Source organism: Pseudomonas sp. NBRC 111132 (genome assembly GCF_001320565.1).
Classification (GTDB): domain Bacteria; phylum Pseudomonadota; class Gammaproteobacteria; order Pseudomonadales; family Pseudomonadaceae; genus Aquipseudomonas; species Aquipseudomonas putida_P.
Window position 1 is genome coordinate 37,532 of the sequence record NZ_BCBI01000047.1, and the last position, 11,374, is coordinate 48,905.

Consider the following 11,374-nt stretch of genomic DNA (forward strand, 5'->3'; position numbering starts at 1 on the left):
ACCCTACACGCAAGGTGATGCAGTGGCCGTATGTTGGCAGATATGTCGGTTGTTCGTTTTTTGTTCAATTTTGTACGAATTAAGCTAAAACCCCCGAAAAACCTGCATTAAATCGAAGCGTGCAGCGGATATTTATCCATTCCTGTGGTAGTTTTGCGCGGTCTTGCGCCCCTCGTGTGGCGCATTGCTGGCAGCGTGCTTTCGTCGTGTCGAACCAAACGCCGATTTACGTATCTACATACGCGATTGGCGCGGCCCTCCACTAAAAGGGGCTGGCCCGATAACGTCGTAGTTCGCTGCATAACCATCGAATTTGATAGGGAAGGAACACCACCATGGCATTGACCAAAGACCAACTGATTGCCGACATCGCCGAATCGATCGCCGCGCCAAAAGCCACCGCCAAGAACGCTCTGGAGCAACTGGGCCAGATCGTTGCCGACCAACTGGAAAACGGCGCTGAAATCACTCTGCCAGGCATTGGCAAGCTGAAAGTCTCCGAGCGTCCTGCCCGTACCGGCCGCAACCCTTCGACTGGCGCTGCCATCGAAATCGCTGCCAAGAAAGTCGTCAAGTTCGTTCCAGCCAAAGTGCTGACCGACGCCATCAACAAGTAATTGTTGAAGCGTTGACGAAACCGCGCCCGGCTTGCCCGGGCGCGGTTTTTTCATGCCTGTGATTTACGCTGGGCGTGCCAGGCCAGGCGCGCAGCGGCGTCATGGAAGCTCCAGGCGACCATGCGGCTCTGTTTCTGCCCTTGGCCCATCTCGATGATGCGCACGGCCTTGGCGCCCGCCTTTTTCAGCGCCGCCTCGATACCTGGCAGGTTGCTGGCCTTGGACACCAGGCTGGTGAACCACAGCACCCGCTCGGCATATTGCACGCTTTCGCCAACCAGTTGGCTGACAAAGCGGATTTCGCCGCCTTCGCACCACAGTTCATTGTTCTGGCCTCCGAAGTTGAGCACGGGCAGTTTGCGCTTGGGGTCCTGCTTGCCCAGGTTTTTCCACTTGCGCTGGCTGCCGCGGGTGGCTTCGTCGCGTGAGGCATGGAAGGGCGGGTTGCACAGGGTCAGGTCGAAGCGTTCGCCCTCTTGCAGCAGGCCGCTGAGGATGTGTGCACGGTTGGCCTGCTGGCGCAGGATGATGGCCTTGCCCAGGCCATTGGCCTGGACGATGGCCTTGGCCGAGGCCAGTGCCACCGGGTCGATGTCCGAGCCGAGGAAGCGCCAGCGGTAGTCACTGTGGCCCAACAGCGGGTAGATGCAATTGGCACCTACGCCAATGTCCAGCGCACGTACCTGGGCGCCCTTGGGGACCTCACCCGCATTGTCGTCGGCCAACAGGTCGGCGGCCACGTGGATGTAGTCGGCGCGACCTGGAATGGGCGGGCACAGGTAGTCGGCGGGGATGTCCCAGTGCTGGATGCCGTATTGGGCCTTGAGCAGGGCGCGGTTGAACACCCGCACGGCTTCGGGGTTGGCGAAGTCGATGCTGGGTTTGCCGTGGGGGTTGGTGATGGTGAAGCGGGCCAGGTCAGGGTGGGCCTTGATCAGGCTGGGGAAGTCGTAGCGGCCCTGGTGGCGGTTGCGCGGGTGCAGGGTGGGTTTTTCTGTCATGGTCGGATCCGGTGTTGCAGGCCGTGGGGCTGCTTTGCAGCCCTTTCGCGACACAAGGCCGCTCCTACAGGATAGCGGCGCCCTTCAAACCGGCGCCGTCCCTGTAGGAGCGGCCTTGTGTCGCGAAAGGGCCGCAACGCGGCCCCTGCGGTCTATCAGATTGTTACAGCGCTGCAATCCGCGCATGTTGCTCGGTGAAGTTGGCCAGGGCCTGCTCGGACTCGGCCAGCTTGGCGCGCTCCTTCTCGATCACCGCAGGCGGCGCCTTGTCGACGAAGGCGGCGTTGGACAGCTTGCCGCCCACGCGCTGGACTTCACCTTGCAGACGCTGGATTTCCTTGTTCAGGCGAGCCAACTCGGCGTCTTTGTCGATCAGGCCTGCCATCGGCACCAGCACCTGCAGATCGCCCACCAGTGCGGTGGCCGACAGCGGCGCTTCGTCGGCATCGCCGAGGACGGTGAACGACTCGACCTTGGCCAGCTTCTTCAGCAGCGCTTCGTTTTCCTGCAGGCGGCGCTGGTCGTCGGCGTTGGCGTTCTTCAGGAACAGCGGCAGCGGCTTGCCGGGGCCGATGTTCATCTCGGCGCGGATGTTGCGCAGGCCGACCATCAGCTCTTTCAGCCACTCGATGTCGCCTTCTGCAGCGGCGTCGATGCGCGCTTCATTGGCCACTGGCCACGGCTGCAGCATGATGGTCTTGCCATCGATGCCAGCCAGCGGCGCGATGCGCTGCCAGATTTCTTCGGTGATGAACGGCATGAACGGGTGCGCCAGGCGCAGCGCTACTTCCAGCACGCGCACCAGGGTGCGGCGGGTGCCACGGGCGCGCTCGACCGGGGCGTTTTCGTCCCACAGTACCGGCTTGGACAGCTCCAGGTACCAGTCGCAGTACTGGTTCCAGATGAACTCGTACAACGCCTGGCTGGCCAGGTCGAAGCGGAACTGCTCCAGCTGGCGGGTCACTTCGGCTTCGGTGCGCTGCAGTTGCGAGATGATCCAGCGGTCGGCCAGCGACAGTTCGTAGGCTTCGCCGTTCTGGCCGCAGTCTTCGCCCTTGTCCAGCACGTAGCGGGCAGCGTTCCAGATCTTGTTGCAGAAGTTGCGGTAGCCTTCGACGCGGCCCATGTCGAACTTGATGTCGCGGCCAGTGGAGGCCAGCGAGCAGAAGGTGAAGCGCAGGGCGTCGGTGCCGTAGCTGGCGATACCTTCAGGGAACTCGGCCTTGGTCTGCTTGGCGATTTTTTCGGCAAGCTTGGGCTGCATCATGCCGCTGGTGCGTTTTTCCAGCAGGGCATCGAGGGTGATGCCGTCGACGATGTCCAGCGGGTCCAGGACGTTGCCTTTGGACTTGGACATCTTCTGGCCCTGGCCGTCACGTACCAGGCCGTGCACGTACACGGTCTTGAACGGTACCTGCGGGGTGCCGTCTTCGTTCTTGATCAGGTGCATGGTCAGCATGATCATGCGCGCAACCCAGAAGAAGATGATGTCGAAGCCAGTCACCAACACGTCGGTGGAGTGGAACTTCTTGAGGAATTCGGTCTGTTCCGGCCAGCCCAGGGTGGAGAAGGTCCACAGGCCCGAGCTGAACCAGGTGTCGAGCACGTCGTCGTCCTGGCGCAGGACCACGTCGGCGCCCAGGTTATGCTTGGTGCGCACTTCAGCCTCGTCGCGGCCGACATAGACCTGGCCGGCCTCGTCGTACCACGCCGGAATGCGGTGGCCCCACCACAGCTGGCGGCTGATGCACCAGTCCTGGATATCGCGCATCCAGGAGAAGTACATGTTCTCATACTGCTTGGGCACGAACTGGATGCGGCCATCTTCCACGGCGGCGATGGCGGGTTCTGCCAGCGGCTTGGTGGAAACGTACCACTGGTCGGTCAGCCACGGCTCGATGACAGTGCCGGAGCGGTCGCCTTTCGGCACTTTCAGCGCGTGGTCGTCGATGCTGACCAGCAGGCCCTGCGCGTCCAGGTCGGCGACGATCTGCTTGCGCGCGACAAAGCGATCGAGGTTGGCGTACTGGGCCGGCAGTCGGGTGTCGACCTGCTCGTTGACGCTGCCGTCGAGGTTGAAGGCCTGGGCGCTGGCCAGCACGAAGGCGTTCTTGTCGAAGATGTTCAGCAGCGGCAGGTTGTGGCGCTTGCCGACTTCGTAGTCGTTGAAGTCGTGGGCCGGGGTGATCTTCACGCAACCGGTACCGAATTCTGGGTCGCAGTAGTCGTCGGCGATGATCGGGATGCGGCGACCGACCAGTGGCAGTTCAACGAACTTGCCGATCAGTGCCTGGTAACGTTCGTCGTTCGGGTTGACGGCCACGGCGGCGTCACCCAGCAGGGTTTCTGGACGCGTGGTGGCAACGACCAGGTAATCCTGGCCTTCGGCGGTCTTGGCGCCGTCGGCCAGCGGGTAGCGCAGGTTCCACAGGTGGCCTTTCTCGTCGTGGTTTTCCACTTCGAGGTCGGAGATGGCCGTGTGCAGCTTGGTGTCCCAGTTGACCAGGCGCTTGCCGCGGTAGATAAGGCCGTCTTCATGCAGGCGCACGAACGCTTCTTTAACGGCTTCGGAGAGGCCGTCGTCCATGGTGAAGCGCTCGCGGCTCCAGTCTACCGACGAGCCCAGGCGACGGATCTGGCGGCTGATGTTGCCACCGGACTGATCCTTCCACTCCCAGACCTTTTCCAGGAACTTTTCGCGGCCCAGGTCATGACGGTTCTGGCCTTTGGCTTCGAGCTGGCGCTCGACCAGCATCTGCGTGGCGATACCGGCGTGGTCGGTGCCTGGCTGCCACAGGGTGTCGCGGCCTTGCATGCGACGGAAACGGATCAGGGCGTCCATGATCGCGTTGTTGAACCCGTGGCCCATGTGCAGGCTGCCGGTGACGTTCGGCGGCGGGATCATGATGGTGTAGGACTCGCCTGCACCTTGCGGGGCGAAATAGTTCTCGGACTCCCAGGTGTTGTACCAGGAAGTTTCAATAGCGTGCGGCTGGTAGGTCTTATCCATGCGCGGCGGGACCCTGTGCATTTATTCGGGAAAGCCGAAAAGTATAACGAAGGCACAGGGTTTAGGCGACAGGCCGGGGGCTGCTTTGCAGCCCTTTCGCGACACAAGGCTGCTGCCACAGATGAACGCCTTCCTCCTGTGGCAGCGGCCTTGTGTCGCGAAGGTCACTCCGAACGCTTGATCAACCGCTCGATCCGCGCATCCAGCCGGCGCTTGATCTCGTTCTCGATGTGCGGGGTAAAGTCGTTGATCACGTCCTGCATGATCAACTGCGCAGCCGCCCGCAGCTCGCTTTCCAGGTGCAGCAGGGTGTCCTGGCGGCGGGTCTGCGGGTCTTCCTCGGGTTCTACAGCTACCGGTTCGGCAACAGGGGCAGGTTTGCCGGCAGGCTCTTCCAGCAGCAACGGGATCTGCTCTACCGTCTCGGTCAGCAGCGGCGGTTGCAGGTCGGCGTCGCCAAGCAGCTGGCGGATCGACTCAAGGTCATCGAGCAGGTGGGCGGAGTCGGGCAAAGGGGAGGGCTTGTCCATCGTCGTCAAAGTCGCTGTAAGCGGTGGTCTTGCAGAGCATAGCCCTGTTCACGGTAGAAACGGAATCGCTCACGGGCTGATTGGCGGATAGCAGGCTCTTCGACGACGATTTCGGCTACCCGCTCGAACTGGCCGACAAAACCCGGCACGCTGGCGCCCAGGTTGATCAGCAGGTCGTGGTGCTCGCCTGCGTTGTCAGCCAGGCCCAGGGCCACGTCAGCATCGGCATGCACTTCGGCCAGGTCGTGGGGCACGAACGCCTCGCCCTTGAAACGCCATAAGCGCTGGTCCAGCTCGCTGCGCTGTTCAGTATCCTGGCAGTGCAGATAAACACGGTGGCCGAGGCGCCAGGCTTTTTCGCACAGTTTGCAGGCGAAATCGAGCCGCGCCGACAGCGAGTCGGTGGGCAAGATGTAGAAGTCGACTTTGCTCATGGTTGGTCTCGCCGGCCGGTGGCGCAGGGCACCACCGGCTTCACGGCGTCAGGCGCCAGCGCGGTCCAGCAGGTACTGGGTCAGCAGGGGGACCGGGCGGCCAGTGGCGCCCTTGTCCTTGCCGCCGCTTACCCAGGCGGTGCCGGCGATGTCCATGTGCGCCCAGTTGTAGGCCTTGGCGAAGCGCGACAGGAAGCAGCCAGCGGTGATGGTACCGGCCTTCGGCCCGCCGATGTTGCCCATGTCGGCGAACGGGCTGTCCAACTGCTCCTGGTATTCGTCGAACAGCGGCAGCTGCCAGGCACGGTCGTCGGCGCGCTTGCCGGCATCGAGCAACTGGCCGACCAGGTCGTCATTGTTGCCCATCAGGCCGGAGGTGTGGCTGCCCAGGGCAACGATGCAGGCGCCGGTCAGGGTGGCGATGTCGATCACCGCCTGTGGCTTGAAGCGTTCGGCGTAGGTCAGGGTATCGCACAGCACCAGGCGGCCTTCGGCGTCGGTGTTGAGAATTTCCACGGTCTGGCCGCTCATGGTGGTGACGATGTCACCCGGGCGGGTGGCGCCGCCACTTGGCATGTTCTCGGCGCAGGCCAGCAGGCACACCAGGTTGATCGGCAGTTGCAGCTCGAGCACGGCACGCAGGGTGCCGAACACGCTGGCGGCGCCGCACATGTCGTATTTCATTTCGTCCATGCCGGCGCCTGGCTTGAGGCTGATGCCGCCGGTATCGAAGGTAATGCCTTTACCGACCAGCACGAACGGCTTGTCGGCCTTCTTGCCGCCCTGATAATTGAGCACGATCAGGCGTGGCGGCTGGTCGCTGCCCTGGCCCACGGCGTAGAAAGCGCCCATGCCCAGGTCCTTGATCTTTTTCTCGTCCAGCACTTCAACCTTGAGGCCTTTGTGCGCCTTGCCCAGGTCCTTGGCCTGTTCGGCCAGGAAGCTTGGGTGGCAAAGGTTGGGCGGCAGGTTACCGAGGTCGCGGGTGAAGGCCATGCCGGTGGCGATGGCGCTGGCGTGCTTGACCGCGCGCTCGACTTCGGCCTGGCCGGCCTTGTCGGCCAGCAGGGTGACCTTTTTCAGGGCGCGTGGCTCGGCCTTCTGGCTTTTGAAACGATCGAACACATACTCGCCGTCGAGCAGGGTTTCAGCCAGCAGGCGGTACTTGCCGTAGTGGGCGTCGCGGTTGCTGACAGCGATATCGTCCAGAGCCAGTACGGCATCAGCGCCGTTCAGGCCCTTGAGTACGCCAGCGACACTGGCAACCAGTTTGCGCCAGGCGCGATCACCCAGGGCTTCTTCCTTGCCACTGCCAACCAGCAGCACGCGCTCGGCCTTCAGGCCCGCGAGGTTCTGCAGCAGCAAGGTCTGCCCCGGCTTGCCGGCCAGGTCGCCGCGCTTGAGCACGGCGCTGATGGCGCCTTCGCTGGCCTGGTCGACTGCCTTGGCAACAGCGCCGAGCTTGCGATTTTCACCTACCGGAATGACCAGCGTGGCGGTTTTTACGGATGCAGCAGCTACGCTTTTTACAACCAGTTCCATGTCAGGGTCCCCGAATGATCGATACGTATGGCGCTGTGCGTTCCAGCGCTCTGGACGGGCCTGGCCGCGTCGTCGCGCACCAGCAGAAAAGCTGCCAGTTTGAGCCTGCGGCAAGCGTGCTGACAACCCCGTTGTGCACCTTCATGCGCGGCCAAGTGACAGGGGCGGCCAATCACAGGATAATGCGCGCACTTTACATGGAGGTTCGCCTTTGGCGAACCGGCATTGGTCTTGGATGTACTAAGTCATTGTTTGGCGCCATTGCATGGCAGTCCGCCCTGACAACCCAGGAGTGTCTGGTTTGATCGTCTTTCGTTATCTGTCCCGCGAGGTCCTGGTGACCTTGAGCGCCGTCAGCGCTGTGCTGCTGGTGATCATCATGAGCGGGCGCTTCATCAAGTACCTGGCCCAGGCTGCCCAAGGCGTGCTCGATCCGGGTGTGCTGTTCCTGATCATGGGCTTCCGCCTGCCGGGCTTCCTGCAGCTGATCCTGCCGCTGGGGCTGTTCCTCGGCATTCTTCTGGCTTACGGGCGCCTGTACCTGGAAAGCGAGATGACCGTACTGTCGGCCACGGGCATGAGCCAGCAGCGCTTGCTGGGCCTGACCATGGCGCCGGCTGCCCTGGTCGCCCTGCTGGTGGCCTGGCTGAGCCTGAGCCTGGCACCGCTGGGCGTAGCCCAGGTGCAGCAGATCATCAGCCAGCAGGATGCCCTGACCGAGTTCGACACCCTGGTGCCGGGCCGCTTCCAGACATTGCGTGATGGCTCGCGGGTAACCTACACCGAGCAACTGTCGGATGACCGCATCAACCTGGCTGGGGTGTTCATCTCCGAGAAGCGCTTCAACCAGGACAAGACCAAGGACCGTGCCCCGTCGGTGCTGGTCGCCGAGAAAGGCCACCAGGAGATCCAGGCCGACGGCAACCGCTACCTGGTCCTGGAGAACGGCTACCGCTACGACGGCAACCCAGGCCAGGCCGACTACCGTGCTATCAAGTACGACACTTACGGCGTGCTGCTGCCCAAACCGGAAGTCGCCGAGGAGGTAACCGAGCGCGAAGCCATCCCTACCTCCGAGCTGATTGGCAAGAAAGGCCTGCGTGAGCGCGCCGAACTGCAATGGCGGATATCGCTGCCGATCCTGGTGTTTGTCGTTACCTTGTTGGCGGTGCCGCTGTCACGGGTCAACCCGCGACAAGGCCGCTTCCTGAAGCTGTTGCCAGCAATTCTTCTGTACATGGCCTACCTGACAATGCTGATTTCCGTACGCGGCGCCCTCGAGAAGGGCAAACTGCCGATCGCCCTGGGCATGTGGTGGGTCCACGGCCTGTTCCTGCTGATCGGCCTTGGTCTGATGTACTGGGAGCCTCTGCGCCTCAAACGCGCCGCTCGCCGTGCGGAGGTGGCCCATGGCTAAGCTCGACCGCTACATCGGCCAGAGCGTGCTGATGGCCATTCTGGCTGTGCTGGGGATCATCCTCGGCCTGGCCTCGCTGTTCGCCTTCATCGATGAGATGAGCGACCTGAGTGACACCTACACGGTGATGGAAGCGGGCAACTTCGTCCTGCTTACCGCACCACGGCGGCTGTACGAAATGCTGCCGATGGCGGCATTGATCGGCTGCCTGATCGGCCTGGGTAGCCTGGCCAGCAGCAGCGAACTGACCATCATGCGTGCGGCGGGTGTTTCCATCGGCCGTATCGTCTGGGCGGTGATGAAGCCGATGCTGGTGCTGATGCTGGTTGGCCTGCTGATTGGCGAGTACGTGGCACCGGTGACCGAGAACAAGGCCCAGGCCGACCGTTCCCTGGCCCAGGGTGGCGGTGAAGCGCAAAGCTCCAAACGCGGCATGTGGCACCGCCAGGGCGAGGAATACGTGCACATCAACGCCGTGCAGCCCAACGGCCTGCTGCTGGGTGTAACCCGCTACCGCTTCGACAACGAGCGCAAGATCGTCACCTCGAGCTTCGCCCGCCGCGCGCAGTACCAGGACGACCACTGGCTGCTGGCTGACGTGCGCACCACCTACTTCCGTGGCGACCACACCGAAGTGGTCAACGCGCCGCAGGAGCGCTGGGACGTTTCGCTCACGCCAGAACTGCTCAATACCGTGATTCTGGCGCCGGAGTCGCTGTCGATCACCGGGCTGTGGGACTACATCCACTACTTGTCCGACCAGGGCCTGAACAACGCCCGTTATTGGCTGGCGTTCTGGACCAAGGTGCTGCAGCCGATGGTGACGGCGGCACTGGTGCTGATGGCGATCTCGTTCATCTTTGGCCCGCTGCGTTCGGTGACGCTTGGCCAGCGCGTGTTCACCGGTGTACTGGTGGGCTTCGTGTTCCGCATCGGCCAGGACCTGCTGGGGCCTTCGAGCCAGGTGTTCGGCTTCCCGCCGCTGCTGGCGGTGGTGATCCCGGCAGGCATCTGTGCGCTGGCGGGGGTGTGGTTGTTGCGCCGAGCGGGTTGATGGCCTGAGCTGCATAAAAAGCCGACCCTAGGGTCGGCTTTTTCGTAGGCCCGTTCTGGGTCATTTCTTCTGCTTCGGCACCCGCACCAGTTGGCTTTCCGAGTAGATGTCATGCCAACCGCGCTTGCGCTTGTCGATCAGCACCCAGAAAAAACCCAGCCCCAGGCACAGCCATGAGGCGATTGATACCACAAAGCGCAACAGCGCCTGCCACAGGCTGATGGCCGAGCCATCGGCGTTCTGCACCCGCACACCCCACACCTGCATGCCCAGGGTCTGCCCACCGTGGGTCCAGAACTTGGCAAAGAAGCCGAACAGGGCGAACAGCAACACCGTTGACAGCAGAGGGTCGCCATCCAGTGCGCCGGCCTCGGTCAGCTCGCGCATACGCGCCTCGCCGATAATCGACATCTGGATCATCTTGTAGGTACCAGCGGTTACGATCAGCAGTGCCGTACACAGCAGAAAGTCATAGAACATCGCCGCCAGGCGCCGGCCCAGGCCGACCGGCGGAAAATCACCCTGGGGTGTGAGCAGAGGCTTGGACATGCAGGACGGCTCCAGAAGACGAAGCCGCTATTCTACGGGCAAAAAAAAGCCCCTGCACTTGGCAGGGGCTTTTGGGTGTCTGGTATTCGCTTATGCGACGACCTGAACCTGGTCAGCCTGCAGGCCTTTCTGGCCCTGGACGGCTACGAAGGTAACCTTCTGGCCTTCTTTCAGGCTTTTGAAACCGTTGCCTTCGATAGCACGGAAGTGCACGAACAGATCAGCACCGCTTTCTGGGGTGATGAAACCGTAACCTTTCTCGTCGTTAAACCACTTGACGGTACCGTTCTGACGCTCAGCCATTGTCTTATTTCCTATGAAGCTTGAATTTTGATGACAGTTACTTTCGCACTTGTTTGTAAGCGAAAGATTACTGGGCTGGGTTGCAGGAAAGTAAGAGACGTCGAACGGGTTGTAGCAAATCTCGGCTACTGGCCCAGGTCACGAACTGTTGCGACCCATGCAAACACAGTGCAGTGACTCTACGCCAACTCCCAAGCGAAAAACAAGCCCTTGGTCGTATGGAAAAATGACCGTCTGCCGATAACCGACCGCTTTGTCGGAAACGGCGTGGCGCCTGGCCTGGCGCCATGTTCAAAAGTTATTGGGAAGGTTCGAAAACGAATATGTCGAACCTGCCCGCAACCTTCACAGAACCGTTTCAACCACGGTAGTAACGTTGTGCCACGAAAGGCATTTTGCTGACTTTCAAGGCAACCTTCTTGCCGCGTACTACGGCAAACAGGGGGGTGTCGAGTGCAGCATGTTCACTCTCGATATAACCCATTGCAACAGGGGCGCCGAGTGTCGGGCCAAAGCCACCGCTGCACACTTTACCTACCGGTTTATCGTTTGCATCGACAATGTCCGCCCCTTCACGTACTGGGGTACGTTCTTGTGGCAACAGCCCGACACGTTTGCGCGCCACTCCCTCGCGCTGGTGGGCGAAGATTGCCTCGGCGCCAGGGAACCCTGCAGCACGCGCACCCTCGGCACGGCGCACTTTGGAAATCGCCCACAGCAGACTGGCTTCGATCGGAGTGGTCTCGGCATTCATGTCATGGCCATACAGGCACAGGCCGGCTTCCAGGCGCAGCGAGTCGCGCGCGCCCAGGCCGATAGGTTGTACTTCCGGCTCGGCCAGCAGGCGGCGGGCCAAAGCTTCGGCGGCTTGGACCGGTACCGAAATCTCGTAGCCGTCTTCGCCGGTGTAGCCCGAG

The 11,374-nt window shown here is 62.1% G+C and carries 11 protein-coding genes; 3 read left to right on the plus strand and 8 right to left on the minus strand.

The window, feature by feature from the left end; all coding sequences use genetic code 11:
- The first annotated feature begins 335 nt into the window (after nt 1-335).
- Complete coding sequence (locus APH35_RS20495; RefSeq protein ID WP_003255106.1) at nt 336-617, plus strand: HU family DNA-binding protein; 282 nt, start codon at nt 336-338, stop codon at nt 615-617.
- Between the two features lie 50 nt (nt 618-667).
- Here APH35_RS20495 and rlmF read toward each other — a convergent pair whose 3' ends face one another.
- The 5 genes from rlmF to APH35_RS20525 all read right to left on the minus strand — a co-directional run bounded on the left by rlmF (nt 668) and on the right by APH35_RS20525 (nt 7,134).
- Nucleotides 668-1,618: a 23S rRNA (adenine(1618)-N(6))-methyltransferase RlmF gene (gene rlmF / locus APH35_RS20500; RefSeq protein WP_012270677.1), complete on the minus strand. Its 951-nt coding sequence runs from the start codon at nt 1,616-1,618 to the stop codon at nt 668-670.
- Nucleotides 1,619-1,781: 163 nt separating this feature from the next.
- On the minus strand, nt 1,782-4,628 hold the full coding sequence (locus APH35_RS20505) for a valine--tRNA ligase (protein ID WP_012270678.1): 2,847 nt from the start codon (nt 4,626-4,628) through the stop codon (nt 1,782-1,784).
- Nucleotides 4,629-4,792: 164 nt separating this feature from the next.
- Nucleotides 4,793-5,158 carry a hypothetical protein gene (locus APH35_RS20515; RefSeq protein WP_012270679.1) on the minus strand — a complete coding sequence of 122 codons (366 nt, stop codon included), beginning with the start codon at nt 5,156-5,158 and terminating at the stop codon, nt 4,793-4,795.
- Nucleotides 5,159-5,163: 5 nt separating this feature from the next.
- On the minus strand, nt 5,164-5,592 hold the full coding sequence (locus APH35_RS20520; RefSeq protein WP_060515354.1) for a DNA polymerase III subunit chi: 429 nt from the start codon (nt 5,590-5,592) through the stop codon (nt 5,164-5,166).
- A 48-nt stretch (nt 5,593-5,640) separates the two neighbouring features.
- Entirely contained in the window at nt 5,641-7,134 is a 1,494-nt protein-coding gene (locus tag APH35_RS20525) for a leucyl aminopeptidase (RefSeq protein WP_012270681.1), read from the minus strand.
- 301 nt (nt 7,135-7,435) lie between these two features.
- On the opposite strand from APH35_RS20525, the gene lptF reads away from it, so the two are divergent.
- Nucleotides 7,436-8,551 carry an LPS export ABC transporter permease LptF gene (lptF, locus tag APH35_RS20535; protein WP_012270682.1) on the plus strand — a complete coding sequence of 372 codons (1,116 nt, stop codon included), beginning with the start codon at nt 7,436-7,438 and terminating at the stop codon, nt 8,549-8,551.
- The gene (gene lptG / locus APH35_RS20540; RefSeq protein WP_012270683.1) at nt 8,544-9,605 is read left to right on the plus strand and encodes an LPS export ABC transporter permease LptG; all 1,062 of its coding nucleotides are present in this window, start codon (nt 8,544-8,546) and stop codon (nt 9,603-9,605) included. The genes lptF and lptG overlap by 8 nt, the downstream gene beginning before the upstream one ends.
- A 60-nt stretch (nt 9,606-9,665) precedes the next feature.
- Here lptG and APH35_RS20545 read toward each other — a convergent pair whose 3' ends face one another.
- From APH35_RS20545 to APH35_RS20555, 3 genes are all read right to left on the minus strand, one after another.
- Nucleotides 9,666-10,154: an RDD family protein gene (locus APH35_RS20545; protein WP_060515355.1), complete on the minus strand. Its 489-nt coding sequence runs from the start codon at nt 10,152-10,154 to the stop codon at nt 9,666-9,668.
- Between the two features lie 90 nt (nt 10,155-10,244).
- A complete protein-coding gene (locus tag APH35_RS20550; protein WP_012270684.1) occupies nt 10,245-10,457 on the minus strand; it encodes a cold-shock protein in 213 nt (70 codons plus the stop codon).
- 358 nt (nt 10,458-10,815) lie between these two features.
- The coding region (locus tag APH35_RS20555) for a glycine cleavage T C-terminal barrel domain-containing protein (protein WP_305728968.1) at nt 10,816-11,374 on the minus strand (559 nt) is incomplete at its 5' end.

Coding starts and splice junctions, on each gene's coding strand:
- APH35_RS20495 (WP_003255106.1), top strand. CDS start 336: ATGGCATTGACCAAAGACCAACTGATTGCCGACATCGCCGAATCGATC.
- rlmF (WP_012270677.1), bottom strand. CDS start 1,618: ATGACAGAAAAACCCACCCTGCACCCGCGCAACCGCCACCAGGGCCGC.
- APH35_RS20505 (WP_012270678.1), bottom strand. CDS start 4,628: ATGGATAAGACCTACCAGCCGCACGCTATTGAAACTTCCTGGTACAAC.
- APH35_RS20515 (WP_012270679.1), bottom strand. CDS start 5,158: ATGGACAAGCCCTCCCCTTTGCCCGACTCCGCCCACCTGCTCGATGAC.
- APH35_RS20520 (WP_060515354.1), bottom strand. CDS start 5,592: ATGAGCAAAGTCGACTTCTACATCTTGCCCACCGACTCGCTGTCGGCG.
- APH35_RS20525 (WP_012270681.1), bottom strand. CDS start 7,134: ATGGAACTGGTTGTAAAAAGCGTAGCTGCTGCATCCGTAAAAACCGCC.
- lptG (WP_012270683.1), top strand. CDS start 8,544: ATGGCTAAGCTCGACCGCTACATCGGCCAGAGCGTGCTGATGGCCATT.
- APH35_RS20545 (WP_060515355.1), bottom strand. CDS start 10,154: ATGTCCAAGCCTCTGCTCACACCCCAGGGTGATTTTCCGCCGGTCGGC.
- APH35_RS20550 (WP_012270684.1), bottom strand. CDS start 10,457: ATGGCTGAGCGTCAGAACGGTACCGTCAAGTGGTTTAACGACGAGAAA.